The organism is Wolbachia endosymbiont strain TRS of Brugia malayi (assembly GCF_000008385.1).
Lineage (GTDB): Bacteria > Pseudomonadota > Alphaproteobacteria > Rickettsiales > Anaplasmataceae > Wolbachia.
Genome location: NC_006833.1, coordinates 348,658 through 372,373 on the forward strand (window position 1 = coordinate 348,658; position 23,716 = coordinate 372,373).

Annotated in this window: 15 protein-coding genes and 1 tRNA gene; 12 read left to right on the top strand and 4 right to left on the bottom strand. The window is 34.4% G+C overall.

Features of this window, described 5'->3' with window-relative positions; translation table 11 throughout:
• Positions 1–486 precede the first annotated feature (486 nt).
• Together WBM_RS06825 and WBM_RS01595 are read right to left on the bottom strand one after the other, a co-directional pair.
• Positions 487–693, bottom strand: coding sequence for a hypothetical protein (locus tag WBM_RS06825; RefSeq protein WP_011256469.1), 207 nt, complete (start codon positions 691–693; stop codon positions 487–489).
• A 951-nt stretch (positions 694–1,644) separates the two neighbouring features.
• Positions 1,645–4,782, bottom strand: coding sequence for an AIR synthase-related protein (locus WBM_RS01595; RefSeq protein WP_011256470.1), 3,138 nt, complete (start codon positions 4,780–4,782; stop codon positions 1,645–1,647).
• Positions 4,783–4,879: 97 nt separating this feature from the next.
• On the opposite strand from WBM_RS01595, the gene WBM_RS01600 reads away from it, so the two are divergent.
• The 3 genes from WBM_RS01600 to WBM_RS01610 all read left to right on the top strand — a co-directional run bounded on the left by WBM_RS01600 (position 4,880) and on the right by WBM_RS01610 (position 11,040).
• Positions 4,880–7,546 (top strand): PD-(D/E)XK nuclease family protein, encoded by a 2,667-nt coding sequence (locus tag WBM_RS01600; RefSeq protein ID WP_011256471.1) that lies wholly within the window; start codon positions 4,880–4,882, stop codon positions 7,544–7,546.
• 807 nt (positions 7,547–8,353) lie between these two features.
• Entirely contained in the window at positions 8,354–9,661 is a 1,308-nt protein-coding gene (locus tag WBM_RS01605; protein WP_011256472.1) for an adenylosuccinate synthase, read from the top strand.
• A 1,184-nt stretch (positions 9,662–10,845) separates the two neighbouring features.
• Positions 10,846–11,040 (top strand): hypothetical protein, encoded by a 195-nt coding sequence (locus WBM_RS01610; protein ID WP_011256473.1) that lies wholly within the window; start codon positions 10,846–10,848, stop codon positions 11,038–11,040.
• Positions 11,041–11,464: 424 nt separating this feature from the next.
• On the opposite strand, the gene WBM_RS01615 is transcribed toward WBM_RS01610, so the two are convergent.
• A complete protein-coding gene (locus WBM_RS01615) occupies positions 11,465–12,193 on the bottom strand; it encodes a glutamine synthetase (protein WP_011256474.1) in 729 nt (242 codons plus the stop codon).
• A 306-nt stretch (positions 12,194–12,499) separates the two neighbouring features.
• Here WBM_RS01615 and dnaA point away from each other — a divergent pair, with 306 nt between their 5' ends.
• On the top strand, positions 12,500–13,882 hold the full coding sequence (gene dnaA / locus WBM_RS01620; RefSeq protein ID WP_011256475.1) for a chromosomal replication initiator protein DnaA: 1,383 nt from the start codon (positions 12,500–12,502) through the stop codon (positions 13,880–13,882).
• 23 nt (positions 13,883–13,905) lie between these two features.
• On the opposite strand, the gene WBM_RS01625 is transcribed toward dnaA, so the two are convergent.
• Positions 13,906–15,156, bottom strand: a complete 1,251-nt coding sequence (locus WBM_RS01625) for a metallophosphoesterase family protein (protein ID WP_011256476.1) — start codon at positions 15,154–15,156, stop codon at positions 13,906–13,908.
• A 191-nt stretch (positions 15,157–15,347) separates the two neighbouring features.
• Between WBM_RS01625 and WBM_RS01630 the strand changes: the two genes are divergently transcribed.
• From WBM_RS01630 to WBM_RS01665, 8 genes are all read left to right on the top strand, one after another.
• Positions 15,348–15,435: transfer RNA gene (locus WBM_RS01630), tRNA-Leu, on the top strand.
• Between the two features lie 29 nt (positions 15,436–15,464).
• Positions 15,465–16,547, top strand: coding sequence for a GTP cyclohydrolase II (locus WBM_RS01635; protein WP_011256477.1), 1,083 nt, complete (start codon positions 15,465–15,467; stop codon positions 16,545–16,547).
• Positions 16,548–16,619: 72 nt separating this feature from the next.
• Complete coding sequence (locus WBM_RS01640; RefSeq protein WP_011256478.1) at positions 16,620–17,303, top strand: virB8 family protein; 684 nt, start codon at positions 16,620–16,622, stop codon at positions 17,301–17,303.
• A complete protein-coding gene (gene virB9, locus WBM_RS01645; protein WP_011256479.1) occupies positions 17,290–18,096 on the top strand; it encodes a P-type conjugative transfer protein VirB9 in 807 nt (268 codons plus the stop codon). Before WBM_RS01640 ends, virB9 begins: the two co-directional genes overlap by 14 nt.
• Before the next feature lie 16 nt (positions 18,097–18,112).
• On the top strand, positions 18,113–19,609 hold the full coding sequence (locus WBM_RS01650; RefSeq protein ID WP_011256480.1) for a TrbI/VirB10 family protein: 1,497 nt from the start codon (positions 18,113–18,115) through the stop codon (positions 19,607–19,609).
• Between the two features lies 1 nt (position 19,610).
• Positions 19,611–20,618 carry a P-type DNA transfer ATPase VirB11 gene (gene virB11, locus WBM_RS01655; RefSeq protein WP_011256481.1) on the top strand — a complete coding sequence of 336 codons (1,008 nt, stop codon included), beginning with the start codon at positions 19,611–19,613 and terminating at the stop codon, positions 20,616–20,618.
• A 13-nt stretch (positions 20,619–20,631) separates the two neighbouring features.
• Positions 20,632–22,662 (top strand): type IV secretory system conjugative DNA transfer family protein, encoded by a 2,031-nt coding sequence (locus tag WBM_RS01660; protein WP_011256482.1) that lies wholly within the window; start codon positions 20,632–20,634, stop codon positions 22,660–22,662.
• Positions 22,663–22,783: 121 nt separating this feature from the next.
• Positions 22,784–23,626, top strand: a complete 843-nt coding sequence (locus tag WBM_RS01665) for a P44/Msp2 family outer membrane protein (protein ID WP_041571428.1) — start codon at positions 22,784–22,786, stop codon at positions 23,624–23,626.
• Positions 23,627–23,716: the final 90 nt, after the last annotated feature.

Sequence of the window (23,716 nt, forward strand, 5' to 3'; positions counted from 1 at the left end):
TCAGCTATTTTCATGACAGGAAGAAAGTGCTGAATTACGTATCCATTCAGCGGAGTAGCTATTTTGTAGCTACCATCATTCAGCTACTTGTCAGCAAGATCTAGAGATACCGCGAATGAATCGCGGTATGATGAACTATGCCCAGTGCGTGACGCTATAAAAGAAAACAGTGTTACTGCTTGGATGATATGTGTGTTACAAGATTTTACCCGTTTAAAATAAAGTCTAGTATTACTTCATGCTAAATGTGGTAGTATTCAATGGGCAAGTCGGTTATAGGGCTGCATTTTATATGCTGCACGCATTGCGTTATCGCTATTGACCTAAAAAGTGGATTATTTTTATAGGAACTACTGTCTGCTACATCAGCCATGATTATTTCGCCTTGATTGGATAATAATAAGTTAATTTTTATACTAAAATTCTCTTTGTAAGCTATGCTTTCAGGAAAGTTCCAGTATTTTGTAAGCTTGTTTCTTAATAGAGTCAATAAATTTTTGCTATGACTAACTCATTCTTTTTATTGTCGATACTTTTTTCGCTTTTTATTTCTCTAGGCTTTGCAATATCTCTCGATTTTTCATCTACGCTTTTTTTTTCTTCTTGGAACCTGAGTAGATTCTTCACTTTTGTCAATAGTGACTTCTTCTTGCATTTCAATGATTTGCCTAAGTTGTACTGTTTTTGTTTCATAGTAGCAGTACTGAGTTGCTCAACTATCTTTTTTTTCTTTGTGTGTAGGAACAAATTCTGTTATTGACGTATCATTTGTATGGCCTTTTGCTGAAAGTAATGAAAAAAGCAAAACACAACATAAGGATAGAAAAGGAACATAGTTAGAACAAAGAAAACGCATATGTTGAAATCTACTTTACTGGTTTAAAGCTAATATTGTGCATAAAGTTAATATATTTCAGTTAGTTTGCTGTGAAATACCCTACCACCAAAGCAAACAAAAGACCCTGGTGTTGTAAAATTATTATAGCTGATTTAAACTTGCAGTGGCTGCACCTTGCTAGTATGAAATAATCAACTTTAGGAACATGAAGCTACTGTTAGGAAACAGGTTAGGTATAAAGCTTAATATATTTTCTTTTTGCTAGGTAAAATAAATGTGCTGCTATAAATAAGCAGATGCTTAATATTGATGCGTAGGAAAATTTAAGAGTTAAGTCTCTGATATATATTAATAGACACTTATCTGCAGAAAATTTGTATAATAGCCCAAAATACGTAACGGTACTATCAATTACTGATACTGTAATTAAGGTGATGAAATTTGTTATATGGAACCCGAACTTGGATTTCAATTTTTCAAAAATGATTATACTTGAGAAGAGGGATACTAAAATTGCAATGTATGAAATGAATATCATCAAGCTAAAATTTTGCCATTTAAGAACACAACATAACACTGTATACGTTATTAGGCTGTACATAGCTTTTCTCTTACCATAAAACTCAACTATTGAATTTACAACTAAAGCAGCTCCTATGACTAAGGCAGCACATATTATCAATTTATTTGAACTGTTGAGTAAAGAAAGAATAATAAACAAAAGAATTGATAAAATAAACATAATTACCTACCCAAATGTAACAATATACATTTATTCTAAGTAAATATTACACATAGTGAAAGAATTATTTATCATAATCAAAAATATTTATATTAGTATACCATGATCTTAAGTCTTTTAAATCTACTTTTAAGATATCCCTGATACTTAGAACTTTCTCCTCTGTTACTCTACCAATACATGAATAAACTGTACCTTTTAACAATTCTTCAAACCTCTTCTGGTTTTGTGGTGCGATGGTAACTAAAATTCTACTTTGTGATTCAGAAAACATTATTATTTTGTTTATTGTATCTGTGTTTTGTGTTTTCCCTACTGGCACTAATGGAAAATCAATTTCGGCACCGAGATCTCCTGCAATTAGCGATTTTACTAAAGCAATAGCCAGCCCTCCCAGGTTTAGTGCAATTGCGGAAGCAACGATGCTTTCTTTTATTGCCTGGTTGAAACACTTGTATAACTTTCTGGCGTTCTTTGCATCAACTTTTGGTACATTGTTATTGTCTATTCCACTATATAATTGATATTCAGATCTACCAAGCTCATCATGGGTTATACCAAGCATATATATCAAGTCCCCTGGCATTTTCACGTCAAGCGATACTGCATTTTCAATATTTTCTATAATCCCAATTGCTGAGATGAGTAATGAAGGTGGTGCAGAGATTATCACTTTCTTGCCATTTTCATCATATCCCTTAAAGTCATTAAACATACTATCTTTTCCTGATATGAATGGTGTTTTAAATGCGATTGCATAATCATAGCAAGCTTCTGCAGCTCTCTTTAGTTGCCACAGCCTTTCTGGATTGTAAGCATCACACCAGCAAAAATTGTCGAGCAACGCTAGATGTTCTATATTTCCTCCTGCAGCTACATAATTACGTATAGCAGTGTCAATTGCACATGCTGCCATATGATAAGTGTCGATTTCTCCATAACTTGAGCCAAATCCTTGAGATTTCACAACGCCTTTATTTGAAGAAAGAATTGGCCTTAAGACAACAGCTTCGCTGCACACTCTTCCCTTGCCCTGCAATGGTTTCAACACTGACGACCCTTGAACTTCATGGTCATATTGCACCACTATAAACTCTTTGCTGCATATGTTTGGTCTGCTCAGCATTTCTTTTAGTTCGACTTCTTGGCTTAGTGTTATTCCAGCACGTGACGCTAAGGTAGCAGTAGTCTCCTTAAACCATGGTTTTGTTTTTAAGTGCATCTTAGGGTTACCATCATGCAAAAACTCAGTTTCGATATTCATTATTGGTGAGGCAGAGTGGATTCGAACTGTCGACATACCTGTACTATTGAACTCTCCGATTACGCTGACCTCCACGTCATGTTTTTTCATGATTTGCTTAAACATAGGCAGATTTTCTTCTGGCACTGCTAAGGTCATTCTCTCTTGTGATTCTGATATCCATATTTCCCATGGAGCCATACCATCACTTTTGAGTAGAACCTTGCTTAAATCAACCTCAAATCCATCCTTTCCCATTTCACCAATGGACGATGATAGGCCACCTGCTCCGTTGTCTGTTATTGCATTGTAAAGACCGAGGTCTCTTGCTTCTATGACGGCATTGGATAATTTTTTTTGTGTTATGGGATCTCCGATTTGCACGACTGTTGAGGGGCTGTTTCCTGATAATGCCTCTGAAGAAAACGTTGCACCATGAATTCCATCTCTTCCAACTCTTCCACCAATAATTACAATTTTATCGCCATTTTGGGGCTTTTTGATGTGTGAAGGTGCGTTGTTTATATTGCGTGGGATAATTCCTACACTTCCAACAAAGACTAATGGCTTTCCACAAAATCTGTTATCGAAGTATACCGATCCAAGTTGTGTTGGAATGCCAGAGCAATTACCAGCAACATTAACGCCGTGAATCACTTCTTTCATGATATATTTTGGTAGTAAAATCTCATCAGTACGCTCCTTGTCCCTATAAAATTTACCTTTTGCTTCTTTGGCAAAGCAAAAATAGTAGGTATTCATTATAGGCTCCGCACCTTTGCCAAAACCCACTATATCACGATTAACTCCAAGCACTCCAGTCATTGCTCCACCAAATGGATCAAGAGCTGAAGGGCTATTGTGAGTTTCAACTTTATCTACAATCAAGTAATCGTCATCAAAGATTATTCCTCCTGCATTATCAGAGAAGACTGACATGCATATGTTGGAGTTTATCTCACGCGTTGCACGCTTAATATAATGCGCATATAAGCCGTCTTTTATTTCATCAATGGGAGAGCAGAAAATGTTGTGCTTGCAGTGTTCAGACCAGGTCTGTGCTAGAGACTCAAGTTCAATATCGTATGGGTTTCTACCGAGTTTGTTGAAATAATCCTTTATGGCTTTCATTGCTGTGAGAGAAAGTCCTAAGGTGCCATTACCATCGATTCCATCTCTACTGATTTTTTCAAGCTCTTGATCACTTACATTGAGGTCAATAGGCTTAGCTACGACTTCCGTGCAAAGTGCTTTAGTATGTGAATCTTGTAATTTACAGATAGTTGGTATAGAGGATAGTGTCATTCCAGTGCTTGACACTGAAATCCAGTTTTCATTATACAATTGCTTGGTTGCAGTTAAGTTTTCTGGATCCCAATGTCTGGGCACTGGGATGATATCTTTTAATTTACCATAATGCCTACAATAGCAATTGCCGTTTTCTTTATAAATAAGTGTGCAATACTCAGTGATTGGGTTGAATTCTATGTTGTCTTCAGTTGGCAAATTTCCTTGCCCTAGAATCAATTTTGAACTTCTTGCTTTTATCTCAATTGATATCATTCCAGCGTTTGACGCTGGAATCTGCGCCCTCCCTTTCTGGATCCCAGTGCTTGATACTGGGATGACAGATGGGTCGACATAGCCCTTACTTATTAGGTACTCTCTAACAATTTGCCTTGCTGTGTTACCGATATTATCGGTCATGCCAGGTAAGAAGCTTACTTCTAAGCCCCACTCAGCTTGTGGTTCTATGAAATCATATCGAATTTCTTCGAAGTTTTTACTGTAGGAGTAATAACGGCAGTCTTGTATGGTTTCATTATAAAATAGCTTACAAATTTCTTTATATAGTTTTGATGGTAATTCTTTACTTATGTAGATCGAATAAACGTTGACTAACCATCTGTTACCAACTTGTTCGCATTTATTTAAAACTTCTATTCTGATGTTTGTCATATAATGTTAAAAGATTTTAACGTATAATAACATAAGAAATTGTGAGCACATTTATATTTTGCTATACAATAAAGCATCGTGTTAATTGCTATCTTTCGTGGGAAGAATTTTTACTGTTAGTGTGGATGAATCCTTTTTCGATACGCTGGTCCAGCACATATTTTTTGAATATGAGAAAGAAAAAATTTCCAAGATAAAAATAATACTTCCTTGCAGAAGCGATGTGATAGCAATGCTGAGTGCGTTCAAGAATTATGATTCTAAAAAATGTATAATTTTGCCAGAGATAGTTTCACTAGAGAATATTGATGAGAAAGATTTAATATTAAATCTTGATAGGATTAAATTTATCAAACCAACAAAAAGGATACTACTATTGATTCAATTCATATTGGAATGGAATAAAAAAAATAACGACTATTTTCCCATAGATTTAGCTTATAGCTTGCCATCCTTGCTTGATAAGGTTCAATGTATTCAAATAACGGATGATTATCAACTCAATGACCATTCAAAGAAAATGGAGAATTTCATAAACTTGCTTGTTGAAGCTTGGAGTAAAACTTTAAAAAATCTAGGAGTAATGGATATATTAAAATATAAGAGTGACTATATAAACAATATGGTAATCTCTTTGCAGGAAGATCAACATATAATCTTTGTTGGAATTGGAAAGGGTGAAATCTATAAGTTATTGATTAAGGCTATATATGAATTGCCGTTTGGGAAGATAATTTTGCCTAATCTTAATTTGAAAATTAAAGAGAAAGATTGGAAATCGCTTGATAAAAGACACTATCAATACTGCCTAAAAAATCTGCTGGATTATTTAAGTGTAAGCAGAGAGGATATAAGTTTCCTACCAGAAGCACTCCCTCCAGCACATGGTGCTAGAATCTGTGACCAGAGGACTGGGATGACTGCAGAATATCTGGATTACATCTTTGATACCACCGCTGACCTAAGCAAGGTTAGTAATGGGTACATCGAAAATATTGAAGTTATCACTTGTGATTCTAGGGAAGAAGAATCACAAGTGATGTCATTAATTATAGAGAATGAAGGTTATGAAAACGTTTCTTTAGTTGTCTTTGATAAATTGCTTGCAGCTCGCATAACATGTTCCGCATCAGAAAATTACCCTTATGTAACGCTCTTGCTCTATAGTATCGAAGTTTTGACTTCGAATTGGAACAGTGTAGCATTGCTTTCGCTCCTTAAGCATAGGCTAGTGACTTTTGGTTACGCTCAAGAAGAGTACAGTAAAATTTTATCTGAGTTTGAAATAGAAATATTACGTAGCTTTAATACAAGCGGCCTTGATGACATTGTAAAAGTTATTAATATCCATAAAAAGTTAAGATATAAAGAAGATATATTAATCATTATCAATAAGTTAGAAACTATACTTAATCCTTTACTCAATTCTACGAATTGTCCTATTTCTGATGTAGTAACAGCTCATTTGCGGTGTGTTAGTATACTCTCTAGTGTGGATTTTTTAGAATTGAGTAATGAAATGGGTAATTTTACCCATGATTTCTTAAATGCGTGTGAGGGCGTTGCAATTGAATGCTCCTTGGAGTTATATAGCCAGATTCTGACCTTATTTTTAAGAAAAGAGTTTTTTCTTGCAGTAAGTGACTTAAGTAAATTTAGTTTATATCACAATAAAGTTGTAATACTTGCTGGATTCAATGATATACCGAGTTTTCAAAGTCCATTTTTGAATGCACTGACAAGAAAAAGATTCAGTCTTCCTTCCGTGCGAGAGGAGCAGGGGTATTTTTTGTATAATTTACGCAATTTGTTTTGTGCGAGTAAAGTTTATATTATAAACTTGCTGAGCAATAGAAAGACGATTCTATTGCGTCGTCTGGAAATTCTATTACAGAAGTCAAAATATCCTTATCGCGATTGGCTAAGAGTATTAAATATGCCTGAATATGTTACTCCGTGTATTCAACCTATGCCGAAACCTCAAACTAAAATCAGAGAAGAAAAAATGCAAGTGATGCCTTGTAGTGCGGTAGAGAAACTGATCCGCGATCCTTACTCATTTTACATTGAATATGTACTAAACCTTAAGCAATTAAAAGACTTAAATTTCAAGCCGTCGATATTAGAATTTGGCAATATGGTGCACAGCATTCTTGAGAGGTATTTACGTAACAGAAAATCGCCAATGAGCATTGCACAGGAGGTGTTCTCAACTAGTCGGTTTAATTTTTCAAATATGTGGTGGGTAAGGCTGCAAGGGATAATTCAATCTTTTGTTGAATTTGATAAGGCTAGAAGCAATCGTGTTGAGTTGGAGAAGAGCTTTTCCTATCGCGTTCCTGTGCATAATGTTAAAGCTACTTGGAAGCTGCAAGAAGTTTCTCTGACAGCAAGATGCGATAGAGTTGAGTATCTGCCAAATGGACAAGCGGTAATTATAGACTATAAGCTTGGTTCGCCGCCATCCAATGAGGAAGTTATGTCAGGATTTTTTCCGCAATTAATTTTACAAGCTTTAGCGGTGGAATACACAACCGGAAAAGAAGTTTCAGAACTTGCTTATTGGAAACTTGACTATGATAAAATAAAAGTTATTTCTCTAAAAAATTACAGACAGAAAGTACAGGAATTTCAGAGTGATTTACCGGATTTTTTATCTAATTATTTAAAAAATACTACTCCTTTTATTGCATCTCCATATTTTGATAAATTCCTAAGGTTTAACAGCTATAAACAACTAGAAAGGATAGGAGAGTGGTTATAAAGTTCTCAATGCCCCTTGTCCCAAATTTCTTATCAAATAGCTGGCACTGGTTTGCCCTACAATGGTGTCATGTAAATCTGGTATGACAACAACTGCTCTCCCTCGTCATACCGCGATTCATTTGCGGTATCTCTAGATTCCGCTAACAAGCAGCTGTTGTCAGTAAATTTTCAGCTACAAATATTTAAGAAATCCACCAAGTAAGAAAAAGACAAAAGAAGCCCTAGTTAATATCTATTTAAAAACACTAGCGTTTTTTTATGTTTTAAATACTTAGTAATCGCGACTTAGTTGTTTTTTATTGCAACTAACCTTTAGTCATAAATGTTTTAGAAATTTACTAGGCAAAAAAAAGGCAAAAGATATATTATGGTGATAGTATTTACTCTCTAATCCTGCAAATTAGTATATTATACTGTCCTAAACGCTTTATAAGCGAGTTTCAACTTATATAGGTAAAAAATTAGAAATATTGTGAAGACATAAGGTACATATAGTGCAAAAAATTAAACATAAGATGCTAACTATATAACACTTTATTATTTTAATCTGCACAGATTGAAGGTAACTTAATACCTCCAGTATCGGGATAAGGGGGCTAGCGAGGTTTGTCAAGTAGTTTTTTGTGTTTCTGTGAGCTACTTGAATTTCTAAAATCACAATATTCATACAGATGTGGGCTAAGTATCACTAAAATTATTTAAACAATTGTTTAAAGAATTACAAAAATCTAGAAGCTCAGAACATTACTCCTTGTCATTTGTAGAGTACTACATTAATATTTATATGTTAATTCAGAAGATATTTATGAATAATATTGTAATTGTTGGTCTACAATGGGGCGATGAAGGCAAAGGTAAAATAGTAGATTATCTTTCCGAAAATGCGGACACAGTCGTAAGATTCCAGGGAGGAAATAATGCAGGACATACTATAGTAGTAGATGATGAGGTTTATAAGTTAAATTTGCTACCTTCCGCTGTTTTAAGGACAGGCAAAATATCTATAATAGGAAACGGCGTTGCCCTTGATCCATATGCTCTAATTTCAGAAATAGAGTCATTGAGAGTTAAAGGAATGGATATCAATCCTAACAATTTGATGGTATCGGAAAGCTGCCCATTAATACTCAGCGTGCACAAGGAAAAAGAAAAGCTGTTTGAAGATCTAAATGGAAATCACAAAATTGGCACGACAAACAAAGGAATAGGGCCATGTTATGAAGATAAAGTTGGAAGAAGGGCTATACGCCTTTGTGACTTAGAAAACGCAGATGAGCTCAACAAAAGGTTAGATACTCTTTTGAATTACCATAATGCTATCAGGAAAGGCCTAAGCTATCGAGTGATAAAGAAAGAAGAAATGTTAAGGGAAATTGAAGAGATTGCAGAAAAGATCATTCCATATAGAAAACCAGTGTGGAAAATATTGAATGACTTTGTGAAAGAAGGTAAGAAAATAATATTTGAAGGCGCCCAAGGGACATTTTTAGACATTGACCATGGAACGTACCCTTTCGTTACTTCAAGTAATACCATAGCATCACAAGTAATGACAGGCTCAGGATTATCCTCCAATGCTTATGTTATTGGTGTAGCAAAAGCTTACACAACAAGAGTAGGCAATGGCCCATTCCCTACTGAGCAAAGAAATGAAGTAGGAAATAGCTTATTCACTATAGGCAAGGAGCTTGGAACAGTAAGCAATAGAAAAAGACGCTGTGGGTGGTTTGATGCAGTTTTAGTACGCCAGGCAGTACAACTCTCTGGAGTTTCAAGTATTATATTAACTAAATTAGATGTCCTCGATTCTTTTGATAAAATTAAAATATGTACTGGTTATCAGTACAGTGGAAAAATATATGATTATTTACCCGCATCACGTTCAATACAAGAAGAATTAGAGCCAATATATGAAGAATTTCCTGGCTGGAAAGAAAATACTCAGGGTGAAAAGTTAGCTGAGAAGTTACCTGTTAACTTGATAAAATATGTAAAAAGAGTAGAAGAATTAATAGGTATACCGATTCATCTGATTTCGGCCGGTCCAAAAAGAGAGGATGTCATTAAACTTAAAGATTTTAAATTTTCTGAGAGCGTTCTTGTATCTTATTGACTGTTACCTAATAAAAAACACTTAATTTACAAAAAGACACTCGCATAACTTTAAATGTGAGTTTATTACACAAAACGGCATTGTATTATGAATGTATGGTAAGGATAAATTCAGCGTATAATGAAAAGCAAAGAAGTTAAATTCAAGTCCAACACTTGCAGTTATTTTCAATACTTCATCATCAAAGTTAGTGTAAAGCAAGGCTTTAATAGCTTGGTTGTTTTTAAAGGGGAAACATATTGTTAGAGTAATGTATAGATAGGAAGTGTGATATGCTGAATGCAATTAATAGTTATTTTAAGAGTTTCTTTAAAGAAAATAAAGCAACAAAAGTAGAAGAAATAAATAATCAGCTATAGATACTGGACGAGCTGTAGGATTAGAAAAGAATATATCTTTACAGATGTCTGTTCTTTAGTAGACGATTTATATGTATTGCAAGAATCTTGTTTTTCATAATGAAAAAGAACTAGGCGAATACGTCAATTCTATTGTGCTGCCTACATTTACATGTCTTGAAGAAAAGGTCAAAAAAGTAAAAGAAAGTTCTTCCAGTAAAAACCTTGCGCTCTAGAGCTTTGCTGCCTAATCATAGAAAATAACAACTTTCATAAAAAGTTAAATAATTTTGCTAAAAATTTTAGCAGCATACCTGGTTATGTCCATTCTCAATTAAAAAAATAATGACAAGTTTTAGACTAGGAAATCTGGGAAACAAAATATGTTTTTTAGGATTTTTAAGAGAAAGAACGAGCTTCGATGTTGTATTGTCGAATTTTTGAAAAAGCTCTGGATGGTGTGTTTATAGCCTAATAACTGATACAGACTTTAAACAAACTCATATGGAAAAAGCAGTGGATGAAGAAGGTGAACCTTTTAGTGAAAACTTTAGAAGAGGTATAAATAAAATTAATACAGGAGGGAAAAAGTATTGCAAATAGGTATTTTGAAGAAAAAGAAGTAGCTTTTCAAGTCTACTGTGAAGAAACTGATAATGCTAGTAGAGCCTTAAACGTTAATCTTATTAACCATAATGGAAATGAGCCAATAAGAATCAGTGATATTTTACAGTAAGAGAAAAATGTTGGCGAGTTGAAGATTTATTGCAATAAAAAGTATGACATACGCGCTCGTTAAGAAGATAAAAAAAGATATTATGAATTTGAGAAGGTGCGTGCTATGAAATGACAAGCAAGTGGTCCATAAAAGATGAGTCTGGGAGGGTGGTTTTAATTTTTACCATGGTTATGGGTGTGAGTAGTGAAGGCATAACTAAAATAGCAAAGTTTGGTGGTGAGAAACCTAATGGAGAAAATTCTGAACTATCGCTAGAGAAAAATAAAGAATTAATAGAACGAAATGAGGAGTTGTACATTTAAGGTCTTTTTTTACATAACGCTGCAGGGAAATTCCTAGGATCTCAATGTGGAAAAAGTTTAATAGATAAGAAGCACAATCCTGCATCATTGCCTGGTATGATACCTACTAGAGGGAATACTAACAGTAACCCTACCACTTTTCTTCTATTGGATAGTAGTACATCAACACCTAATGACAGTGTGGTACAGTAAGCTGCAGCTCAAGTTAATCGACGAGATGAAACTACTTTACAGGATAAAGAATTACCAAATTCAATAAGTGAAGTTATAAAAGATTTGGAGGGCATCACTTACGTACCAAATAATAATATAAGCTTGATTATATCAACCAAGTTAATAATAGCTGTAATGGACGTGAGCCAGGGGTATGATAAAAGTAAGCAGTGCAACTTCCGTTGTTAGATGTATATCTGGTGGTTGGAGCTTATACTAAATTCTCCATCTTATATTGAGGGTCAGATGCGATACCATATACTCTATTTGGTGGGGCAATTTTGTTTTCTATACCAAAAGTAATACCTTCAATTATTGCTATAAGTACTTTTTCAAGGTTACAATCTGCCCCGGGAACACGGTGTTCTAGACGGCACTTGCTGCCGAGACAGGGAATCCTTATTGCGGCAGTTCTATTGTTCACGCCCCAACTAATTGTAGTTGGTGTGTGAATATCTGGATATTGAAACCTTAAATACGAATCGTCACTTGGAGCGAAGAATGACATATGTTCTTTCATCATAGCACATAACCCACCAATACCATAAATCAAGTAATCACTGTACTTTTGTTCATTACAGTAAAATAAATTACTGTTGTTTGAATCCACTAAATTAACATGCACATTTAATGCACTGCCTGCTCTATCTAAATAGGGCTTTGCTTTGAAAGAAGTATTCCCGCCAAGTTTTTGTGCTGTTTCAGTAAGTAATTCTTTTGCTAAATCAAAATGCTTGATTAAGTTATTAGAATCATTATAACAACCACTTTTTATCTCATATTGATGTGTAGAACTCTCTTTCTTGCAGGAAAAACCAAGCAAAGCTATTTTATTTTTAACACTATTAAGAAATAAATGCTCTCTCTCTATTCCTTCAGTATAAAATTCTAATTCAATACCAAATTTAGTACAACAATTCAAATTATTTAATGTAATCATAGATTTGTTTCAGTAAATTCGCATTAAGTTAGCTATATTTATATGAATACTTTACTTTTTTATCAATAAATTTAATATCTCATTTATACATAATATATTATAATTTTTTAACATACTGCTAATCCTTGACACGAGCGACGTTTTATTTATTGAAATAAAAATGATCAATTTTAGTGCTTTTATACCCTTTACAACTCATTAAAAATCACCATAATTTTTAGTGTGTATTAAGTAGTATTAGCTTTTCGCAGTAGGCTATTGATTATCTTATATTTTTCTAGTATTGCTTTTGTCTTGGTGTAGTGTATGAGCTTAATTAATCCTAAGGTTTCTGCTATGTTTTTCGATCAAATTGTTACAGCAACAGATCATAATATTGCTTGGGAAAAAATCCAAAATCTCCTTTATAACCTTTATGGGGAAGCAACATATAACAGTTGGTTAAGTTCACTTAAATTTGTTAGTAGTAGCAATGGGGAAGTTTTGTTATCTGTGCCAACAAGATTTATAAAAGAGTGGATTACAGTTCACTACATGGAAAAAATATTATTATTATGGCAGAATGAAGATAAAAGTATATGTTCTATTGATATTCAAGTAACCGAAGAAAAGAATTCAAGTTCTAGCATCATATCAAAAAATAAAGAGGAAAGTGTTAATAATCTTGGTTCGCCACTAGATCCAAGATTTACCTTTGATAACTTCGTAGTGGGAAAGCCAAATGAATTAGCATTTACAGCCGCAAAGCGTGTAGCAGAGTCCATAGATCCAATACCTGGTAGCAATCCTCTGTTTCTATATGGCGGAGTGGGGCTTGGTAAAACACATTTAATGCATGCTATAGCTTGGCACATAGTTAATTCTCCATCAGCAAAAAGAAAAGTGGTATATTTATCAGCAGAGAAATTCATGTATCAATATATTACAGCACTACGAAGCAAAGACATTATGTTATTTAAAGAACAGTTTAGATCGGTAGATGTACTGATGGTAGATGATGTGCAATTTATCAGTGGTAAAGATAGTACACAAGAAGAATTTTTTCACACTTTTAATGCATTGATAGATCAAAATAAACAATTGGTTATATCAGCTGATAGATCTCCTAGTGATCTTGATGGAGTAGAAGAAAGAATAAAATCACGGCTAGGTTGGGGATTAGTAGCAGACATTAATGAAACAACTTTCGAATTAAGACTTGGTATACTGCAAGCCAAAGTGGAGCAAATGAATATGTATGTTCCACAGGATGTCCTAGAATTCTTAGCAAGGAACATAAGATCTAATATAAGAGAATTAGAAGGGGCATTAAATAAAGTTGCTCATACTTCACTGATTGGAAGGAGTATGACAGTAGAATCGGCTAGTGAAACTCTAATGGACCTTCTTAGATCAAATCATAGGTCAATTACAATAGCAGAAATACAAAAGAAAATAGCTGAGTTTTTTAATATAAAGGTTACAGATATGCATTCCAATAGAAGACTCCGCAGTCTTGTAAGACCAAGGCAAATAGCTATGTACTTTGCTAAGAAATTTACACATAAAAGCCTGCCAGATATTGGAAGGAGCTTTGGTGGCAGAGATCACGCTACTGTTATACATGCAGTGAAACAAATAGAAAATTTCATAAAAACTGACTCAGAATTTGCTGATGAAATCAATCAATTAAGAAAAATGTTTAAGTAGAGTTCTTGAGGTTGTAGCTTCACTCAATTTATCTCAAGCTTAAAGTCTTCCGTTAGCTTTGCAGAATACATTTCCTCATTATTTTGATCATAGAAAGTAAATTCATGATTATCTAAGTTTAATATTGAAAAACCGAAGCCAAAAAAGTTTTTAATTTCATGTGCTAAGTAGTTTTTACCATTTGAGTAACTAAACTCTATGTTTTGGTAAACAGGTTCCTGATCTTGAGCGTGTAATAACGCACCACCATTTCCAACTATAATCTGGTCTGGCACATTGTTCATTAATAAAATCTGAGCTATATGAATATGTCCAGAAACTATGGTAGCGACATTGTTGGGAAATTTATCCCCAAAAGCTTCAATCTGTGTAAGATTGCCATGGCTTTTTAATGTCAGAAATTCCTTTTTTGGAGATCTCCAAAGCGGTCTGTGAGTTAAAAACCACGTAGGCTTATCAGAACTATCTTGTGTTAATTTATCGAATTGTTTCTCAAAAGCATCAATTGTACTTTGAGTTGTAAAAATATCTTCACCAGACGAAGAGTCAAAGATAAAAAACTTCATCGGTCCAATATCTAAAAACCAGCCAGGAACAAAGTTTTCACATTTTTCAGACGAGAAAGGGTGTGAATCTAGGTACCTAAACCATCCTTCATAAGCTCTATCACAATTCTCATGGTTTCCTCTAACAAAAAGAAAGGAGGATTGTAATAAAATGTCTTTCGCAGGCTCAAACCAATCGGCGTACCAAGCTTCTTTATTGTACCCATAAATATTGCCACACTTCTGTGCATTTCTACATTTCGTTTTTCTATAATGATAATCGCCAACGTGAACAATTAAGTCTGGCTCATGAAGAGCAATAGAATCTAAATTTTTTTTAAAAGGCCAGCTATCTACTGAATTACATTCCTGTTGAAATAACGCATTTATTCTGCAGCCTGTATCACCAATAAAAGCAATTCTGCTAATCTTTTCTGGTAATATAGGAACTTGTATACCGTCAATACTAATGTTTTGAGCACCCGTTTCTACTATCATTTCACAAATTGTTTCAGTATGATCACCATTATTAATTGAGCTGCGATTTAACATCTCTACTCCTTTGCCATCAACATAAGCAACAGGACAAGTATTACTGTCTATGATTGCACGTACGCTTAATTTATTGTCTGGAATAACCTGAGACCACGTGTATAATATTTGTGCCTGGATAGAATTAAAGCTGGTTACAAAAGATAAAGCTAAAAAAACAAAGATATTAATATTCATTTGTATAGAAGCTCAAATTAAAAATTAGTGATAAAATCATCTTAAATAATTGAAATTTATGATCACAAAATTCACAAACTGAATTATACAGGCAATTCTTAAATTATTCTAGTATCAGATTGACACTTTAGATGAAAAATTCTAAAATGATTAAGTAATTTAAAATGATTATATAAAAACTAGAATAAAATGCGGTCGTGGTGAAATTGGTAGACACGCAGCGTTGAGGTCGCTGTGGCTCATAAGGCCTTGGAAGTTCAAGTCTTCTCGGCCGCACCATATTTTCGTCGTTGTTTAATGTAGGTGAAATGTTTATAGGAAACCGAAATAGAAATAAAGTAGAAAGGGCCATCAGCGAAATTAGGCGCGGCCTACCAATTATAATATATGATAAAAGTAATTATCTATTGGTTGCTGCTGCCGAGACTTTAGAAAAAGACTTGTTTAATCAGTACGGGCTTATCTCAGGTAAGATATATGTTATTCTACCTTCAAGTAAGGTAACGTGCATATCTCAAAACGTGGAGCATAGTAGCAAACGCTTATTGATAAACAATTTTGATGAACTATTTCATTTAGTAAACTGTTCAAAAGAAGATCATACGAAGGAATTACAACGTTCAAAGGCAATAGATGAATGCGCTATTACTTTGCTAAAATCTTCAGAATTGTTGCCATACGCATTAGTGGTTGACGTGAACTTCAAAGATGAATATGAAATGCGAGGCTGGTGTGAAAAAAGTGATGTAATTGCACTAGACGTGCTATTTATAAATAACTTTCAACAAAATCAGGATATATATGAAGTATGCAAAACACCATTATTTTTAAAACAGACTCAAAAAGTAAACATCATATCTTATAGGACCTGTAATGGCAGAAAAGAACATTACGCAATTATTATTGGCAATCCAGGTAAAAATAGTGAACCATTAGTAAGAGTTCATTCTTCATGCTATACAGGCGACTTATTAGATAGCTTATCATGCGATTGCAGAAGTCAGTTACATCAAGCAATTCAAATAATGACTGACTCTGGGAATGGTATTATACTATACCTGATGCAAGATGGTAGAGGCATTGGTTTAACTAACAAGTTAAGGGCATATGATATGCAAAGAAAATATAACCTTGATACTGTGGATGCAAATAGAATATTGGGTTTTGAAGATGATGAGAGGAGTTTCGCTGTTGCAGCTGAAATGCTCAAGAAATTAGGCATCAAAAAAATCCAGCTACTTACAAATAATGGTAGAAAGCTATCAGAGTTGAAAAATAATGGTATAGAGGTCACAAGATGTCTACCACTTATTATGGAACGTAACAAGTATAACGATTCGTATATAGAAACAAAATTTAGCAGGTTAGGTCACAGATTAAGAACTTTTTAGCTTTTTTGTTGTAAATACTTTGTTAATTTACTATGTTCGTTAATATAGGTTAAGATTTTTAAGAATATTAAGATGCTAAAATTCTTTAAACGCGAAAAAAGTAATGATTCATTAGATAAGGATATAGATTGGAATTCAAGTCGCTACAGCACAATTATTGCTCAGAGAAATATTTTACTTCTATTTACACTAATATTATTAGTGGCTATTTTTATAGGCATATTAGCTATATTTAAGATTAGCACTAGCAGCACTATTGAACCGTTCGTTATAGAAATTGAAAAAAAATCAGGAATAGTGCAATTAGTTGACCCTGTCACAGTAAAACAATATTCTGCGGATGAGGTACTAAACAATCATTTTATTGCAGAATACATAAAAGCAAGAGAAGTTTTTGATCCATATAACTACAATTATAACTATTATACAAAAGTGAGATTATTTTCCTCGCCTAATGTATATAATGAATTTAAGAATTACATAAGATTACAAAATATGGATGACCTTTTGAATTTATATTCAGGCTTCGTCAAAAATGATTTTAAGATTCGCTCAACTCAGAAATTAGATGACGATACTTTTCAGGTGAGATTTACTGTAGAATTTACACGAGAAGATGGAAGTTCTATAAGGAAAAACAAGATAGTTATCATGTCATACAGGTATGCACCACTTGAAATGAATGATCAGCAAAGATATGTTAACCCATTAGGGTTTCAAGTTACTTCTTATAGGGTAGATGATGAATATGTATAGAGTATTATTAGTTTTAGCTTTACTGACAAGTAGCAATTTAAATGCATTAATCAACTACAGTAAGCCCATTTCCGTAGACAGTAGAATAAAAACTTTTGTGTACAGCCCTAACGAAGTGTTCACGGTTATTTTTAGTCAAGGTTACTATTCTTATATTGAGTTTGCAGAAGGAGAGAAAGTTAAAAATATTGCTGTTGGAGACGCATCAAGTTGGAGGATTAGTCCTTATGACAACAAATTGCTTATTATGCCATTTGAAGTTAGTAGCCGCACTAATATGATTATTACGACAACTAAAAAAAGGAATTATATTTTTGATTTAATCTCAAGGCCAAACTACGATAAATACCCAGATACTGATGCTGAGAAAGTGAGTCATGATTATTCTGCTGAAAAAGATATATCTTACGTAGTACGTTTTTATTACCCTAAAGAAGAAGATGAATTTGATATTGATTTAGATGAAATATCAGCACCTACTCAAATGCAATATGTTGTAGATAGGCCAGAGAAGATAATACAGGAAAATGATACGAAATACAATTATACATATATCGATGAAGGTGGCAATGCGGATATGATACCGATTGAGTTATTTGATGATGGCTATTTAACCTATTTTAAATTCAGGGATAGTAATAAGATACCTCAGATTTTTGCAAAAGATGGTAAAACTAGACTGCCTTGTAAAAGGTTGTTGTTTGATGGTTATGTTATAATAAAAGGGGTACATAAGAAGTTGTTCATGCGTTATGAAAATGATGAAGTTGAGATCATAAACAGGTCACTTTAGTTGTGGTACGTGTAATATGAATAAAGAAGGGCGTAATAATTCAGAAGATGAATCAGAAATAGAAAGCAAGGTAGTAACAGTTGGCTCTAATCAAGGTCACAGAGCATTAATGGTTATTATTTTAGTGATTCTGGTCGTCGGGGTATATTATTTCTATTTTAGACCTTCTCGCAACGAAGAGAATGTAGAGATCATTAAAAAAGAAGAAATAAAGCAAAATATTCAAGAGTTGAAAGGAAAGTTGGAACAAGTTCCAGAAAATACAATAGTTCCTGAAAGGACGATTACTGATTCATTGCCACCTTTACCTCCTCTTACTATGCCACAAGTTATACCAGAAGTAAAGCAGACTAAAAAAGAAGGAGTAGTAAAAAAAGAAGAAAAATCAAAAGAAGCCTCTGTATCCAATATACCAGTCTTGCCAAAGCAAAACTTTCCTTATGGTAGTACTACTAGCAACTTACCTACCTCATTTCCTACGATAGGAAGCGGTGGTTACCCTAAAGATAGGCGTAGCACACAAATGTTAGCAATTTCAGCTAGTGATAACAAAGAAGACAAGACTGCCGATACCATTTTATCCAACACCTCGGCACAGGCAAGCATAGCTACCAGAGTGGGAAAACTCGTGTTTATGATCACTCAAGGCAAAATTATTGATGCTGTTCTTGAAACTGCAATAGATTCTGATCTACAAGGAGTGCTGCGTGCCGTAGTTAGTAGCAACGTTTATGCAGAAACTGGTGATACAGTTTTAATACCCAAAGGTTCAAGATTAATAGGCGGTTATTCATTTGACTCGGATGTTACAAGAGCCCGCATAAACATAAATTGGAATAGGATCATTCTTCCTCATGGAATAGATATTGCTATTTCATCACCTGGTACCGATGAGCTTGGTAGAGCGGGTATAGCTGGAATAGTTGATAACAAAATAACAAGTGCATTATTTTCTTCAATATTGCTTGCAGGTGTCTCAATTGGTTCAGCTGTTATAGGGCAAAAGGCCCCTAATCTTATCGATACGTTAACTGCCATAGATGCAATACAATCCATCACTGCAACTGAAATAGATACTTTTCCACTCAAAGGTACTGTTATTAAGGGTCTACAGGACGATAGTACAGCTAAAAGTATAGTCGAGAACGCACTAGGAGAAAAGTGGAAACTGGACCTTGGGGCTATTGGAAGAGTTCGTAATGCTCAAAACGAGCAAGATTTGTTGAGGATATTTAAAAAGGAAATAGCAGAGTTGCTAGGAATTGGGGAAGACAAGGTGAACATAGGCCTAGAAGATGTAAGCCAACTGTTAAGACCTATTCAGAGAAAAAACAAGTCTGTTTATGAAGAAGCAATTGGAAAATCAATCGATGATTTCTCTAAAGATATGCGAGATATAGTCAACAGATCTACAGATAAAAAACCAACTGTTTACGTTGATCAAGGCACCGCATTAAAAGTATTCGTTAACCAAGATATAGTATTTCCTCCACAAACAATATTAAATCAGTGAAATGAACTATGCTGCACTTGACACATATTTAGAGCCATTACAAGGCATATTTCAAGAGGAAGGCGTAAATGAAATATCAATAAATAAGCCAAAGGAAGTCTGGATTGAAAATCGCAGTGAAATAAGGTGTGAAAAACTAGAAATATTCGATCTTAACCATCTAAAATCTCTTGGCAGACTAATTGCTCAAGCTACAGAACAAAAGCTTAGCGAAGAAGCACCATTACTTTCAGCCACACTACCAAATGGTTATCGTATACAGATAGTATTCCCGCCAGCATGTGAGCCTGATAAAGTAGTCATGTCAATTCGTAAACCCTCTGGTCTACAATTAGCATTGGACGATTATGAAAAAATGGGAGCTTTTTCTGAAACTGCTATAGAAGTAATTGATAGTCCAGTGAATCGCCACCTGAATTTGCTGTTAAAGCAAAAGAAAATAAAAGAGTTTTTAGAATATGCTGTAATGAACAAGAAAAATATCATAATTAGTGGTGGAACTTCTACCGGTAAAACCACTTTTACTAATGCTACTTTACGTGCTATTCCGGCTGAAGAAAGAATTATCACTGTTGAGGATGCAAGGGAAATCGTTTTGAATGATCATCCAAACAGAGTGCACCTCATTGCCTCCAAAGGAGGGCAGGGTAGGGCAAAAGTGACCACTCAGGACTTAATAGAAGCGTGCTTACGTTTAAGGCCAGATAGAATAATAGTTGGTGAGCTCCGTGGAGCGGAAGCTTTTAGTTTTCTTAGGGCAATAAATACTGGCCACCCTGGGTCAATATCGACCCTTCATGCGGATAGTCCAACAATGGCCCTCGAGCAAATAAAATTGATGGTCATGCAAGCAAATCTTGGTATTCCTCCAGATCAGATTATACCATATATTAGAAATGTGATTGATATTGTTATCCAGCTAAAAAGAACTAGTGGGGGAAAAAGAAGCGTTTCTGAGATATTATTTACTAAATCTTCGATGAAAATGCTTAAATTTACACATAATTAAGAAAAAGTAGTTTATGAGTCATAGCGGGAATCATCTACGCAATATTTTAATAGGGGGTGTTGTGGCTTTTAGTATACTAGAATTTTGTTTCTATTTATCTGGTATACTGTTTTATCTATTTGTTGATGGTCCAGATGGTTTAGACTTTAAGGCAATTCGCCCTGGATTGACGCCTTTTCCTCAAGCTCTTTGGCCAACAATTTTTGATCATATACAAAATTGTTGGCATCATCCAGAGTTATATAGTCTCGAGCTTAAGATCAAATTAATTATATCTTCTGCATTGCCTGTTGTTGTTTTAATGATTATTTTGTGGAATTTAAGAGAAAGAATAATCGAGTGGCGGCCGTTTAGAAAGAAAGAATCACTCCACGGAGACTCAAAATGGGCGTCAGAAAAAGAAATACGAAAGGCAGGATTAAGAAGTAAAAAGGGGCTATTGCTTGGTAAGGATAAAAGAGGCTACTTCATTGCTGATGGATATCAACACGCGTTGCTATTTGCGCCTACAGGTTCTGGTAAGGGTGTTGGTTTTGTAATTCCTAATTTATTATTTTGGACTGACTCAGTAATTGTACACGACATAAAATTAGAAAATTATGAAATAACAAGTGGTTGGCGAGAACGACAAGGGCAAAAGGTATACGTATGGAACCCAGCGCAGCCAGATGGAATAAGCCACTGCTATAATCCATTAGAATGGATTAGCGAAAAACCTGGACAAATGGTTGATGATGTGCAAAAAATAGCCAACTTGATTATGCCTGAACAAGACTTTTGGCAAAATGAAGCAAGAAGCTTATTTGTTGGAGTAGTATTATACCTACTTGCTGCACCAGAAAAAGTTAAATCTTTTGGTGAAGTTGTGCGTACGATGCGTAGCGATGACGTAGTTTACAATCTTGCTGTTGTTTTGGACACAATGGGCAAAATAATACATCCTGTGGCATATATGAACATTGCTGCTTTTTTGCAGAAAGCTGACAAAGAAAGGTCAGGTGTCGTCTCAACCATGAACTCATCTCTTGAGCTATGGGCAAACCCATTGATTGATACTGCAACTGCATCAAGTGACTTTAATATTCTAGATTTTAAGAGGAAGAAAGTTACAGTTTATGTTGGGTTAACTCCAGACAACTTAAACAGGTTAAAACCTTTAATGCAAGTTTTTTACCAGCAAGCAACTGAGTTCTTGTGTAGAAAATTGCCGTCGGATGATGAGCCTTATGGCGTGTTGTTCTTAATGGATGAGTTTCCTACACTTGGAAAAATGGAGCAATTTCAAACAGGTATTGCATATTTTCGTGGCTATAGAGTTAGATTATTCTTAATTGTTCAAGATACTGAGCAACTTAAAGGAATATACGAAGAAGCAGGAATGAACTCCTTTTTATCAAACTCAACTTATAGAATAACTTTTGCAGCTAATAACATTGAGACAGCTAACTTAATATCGCAACTTATAGGGAACAAAACTGTACAACAAGAATCATTGAACAAACCTAAATTTTTAGACTTGAATCCTGCATCAAGATCGTTGCATATCTCTGAAACGCAAAGAGCATTGTTGTTACCTCAAGAAATTATTATGTTGCCACGTGATGAACAGATAATTTTGATAGAATCGACTTACCCAATTAAATCAAAGAAGATCTTATACTACAGTGATAACACTTTCACAAGAAAACTACTCAAGCAGACTTATGTACCTACACAGGAGCCATATGACCCAAACAAAGTTTTTTCTGGTGCTAACAAAAGTAAGGTTGATAACAAAGAAAACGACGCTACTGAAGGGCCTAACGCTGCTGATTATCTTGTTGAGGCTCAAACTAAAGATGCAGTATACGATGAATCAGAGATCGATGATGAGCTTAAAGAAGAAGAGATCGATGATGAAGATGTTGACGGGTTTGATGATGAGGAAGATTATGGCAAACTTAAAGGCGACGGTAAACCTAAAGAAGAAAAATATGATGATGAATTCGATAACGAATTTGAAGATGAAGATGATGGTGATAAACCAAAAAGTAATGGAAAGTAAAGTCAATTTTGTCTTATTCTTTTAGCTTAGAAAACAGGTTATGTAAATCGTTAAGCTTTTCACATTAAGCCATTTTTAATTAATTAGTATTAAATTAGCTAATTTAAATTAGGGGAGTATGATGAGCAATAAAAAAACATTAGCGGTTACAGCATTTACTTTACTGTTGTTACAACAGTCTTTTGCAAGTGAAACAGAAGGATTCTACTTTGGTGGTGGATACCATGGTCAATTTTTTAATAGCATGAGTGAACTACAAGCAAAAGGTGATAAGATATCTGTAAATGATGTGGGTAATTTGAGAACAAAAGGTCAGTTTTTAAGCAAATACCAGCGAAGTTATAACCCTCTTTTTGCTGCAAACATGGCATTTGGTTATGAAAGAAAATTAGGGAACAACAGCTATAGAACTGAATTAGAAGGAATGTATTCTTCTATAAAAGTGGATAATATTGGCTTAGAAGGCAACAGAATAAGTATATCACACTTAAAAGATATTGGTGAAGGCAATAACAAAAAAACTTATGGGTACGGTATTCAAGTCAATAATGACAAAGTTGAGAATGCATCTGTAATGGCTAATGCTTATTACTATTGGAAAAATGATGGTCTCTCTTTTTCACCTTATGTTGGAGCTGGGGTTGGTGCAACAAGGATGAAGATGTTTGAAACAACATCAATAAGGCCTGCATACCAAGTGAAAGCTGGCTTAGGTTACAGCATAAATGAAAGTGTAAATATGCACATCGGGTATAGACATTTTGGCGTTATTGGCAGTAATTTTGACCTTACAACACAAGTATTGAACCAATTAAACAACGATGGTAGCCGTGTAAGCCAGGTATTCAATAAGAATCACCCAGCATCAGATAATCAGACAGGTAGCATAAATATAGGTAGTACATTATTTGCCACACACGGTATAGAAGCTGGTCTTACTTTTCATTTTGCTAGCAAGGTTTAAACATGTTGTTCTTCTAGAGAAGATGATAGCTTTTCTTGGTGTTATTTCCAGTCCCCTCTTCTTGTTATCCAAATAACCGACCTGGAATCT

What these genes read in the sequence shown, in the direction of transcription:
- WBM_RS01610 (WP_011256473.1), top strand. Translation starts at nt 10,846, where the DNA reads ATGACAAGCAAGTGGTCCATAAAAGATGAGTCTGGGAGGGTGGTTTTA.
- WBM_RS06825 (WP_011256469.1), bottom strand. Translation starts at nt 693, where the DNA reads ATGAAACAAAAACAGTACAACTTAGGCAAATCATTGAAATGCAAGAAG.
- WBM_RS01640 (WP_011256478.1), top strand. Translation starts at nt 16,620, where the DNA reads ATGCTAAAATTCTTTAAACGCGAAAAAAGTAATGATTCATTAGATAAG.
- WBM_RS01595 (WP_011256470.1), bottom strand. Translation starts at nt 4,782, where the DNA reads ATGACAAACATCAGAATAGAAGTTTTAAATAAATGCGAACAAGTTGGT.
- dnaA (WP_011256475.1), top strand. Translation starts at nt 12,500, where the DNA reads ATGAGCTTAATTAATCCTAAGGTTTCTGCTATGTTTTTCGATCAAATT.
- WBM_RS01635 (WP_011256477.1), top strand. Translation starts at nt 15,465, where the DNA reads ATGTTTATAGGAAACCGAAATAGAAATAAAGTAGAAAGGGCCATCAGC.
- virB9 (WP_011256479.1), top strand. Translation starts at nt 17,290, where the DNA reads ATGAATATGTATAGAGTATTATTAGTTTTAGCTTTACTGACAAGTAGC.
- WBM_RS01605 (WP_011256472.1), top strand. Translation starts at nt 8,354, where the DNA reads ATGAATAATATTGTAATTGTTGGTCTACAATGGGGCGATGAAGGCAAA.
- virB11 (WP_011256481.1), top strand. Translation starts at nt 19,611, where the DNA reads ATGAACTATGCTGCACTTGACACATATTTAGAGCCATTACAAGGCATA.
- WBM_RS01665 (WP_041571428.1), top strand. Translation starts at nt 22,784, where the DNA reads ATGAGCAATAAAAAAACATTAGCGGTTACAGCATTTACTTTACTGTTG.
- WBM_RS01625 (WP_011256476.1), bottom strand. Translation starts at nt 15,156, where the DNA reads ATGAATATTAATATCTTTGTTTTTTTAGCTTTATCTTTTGTAACCAGC.
- WBM_RS01615 (WP_011256474.1), bottom strand. Translation starts at nt 12,193, where the DNA reads ATGATTACATTAAATAATTTGAATTGTTGTACTAAATTTGGTATTGAA.
- WBM_RS01650 (WP_011256480.1), top strand. Translation starts at nt 18,113, where the DNA reads ATGAATAAAGAAGGGCGTAATAATTCAGAAGATGAATCAGAAATAGAA.
- WBM_RS01660 (WP_011256482.1), top strand. Translation starts at nt 20,632, where the DNA reads ATGAGTCATAGCGGGAATCATCTACGCAATATTTTAATAGGGGGTGTT.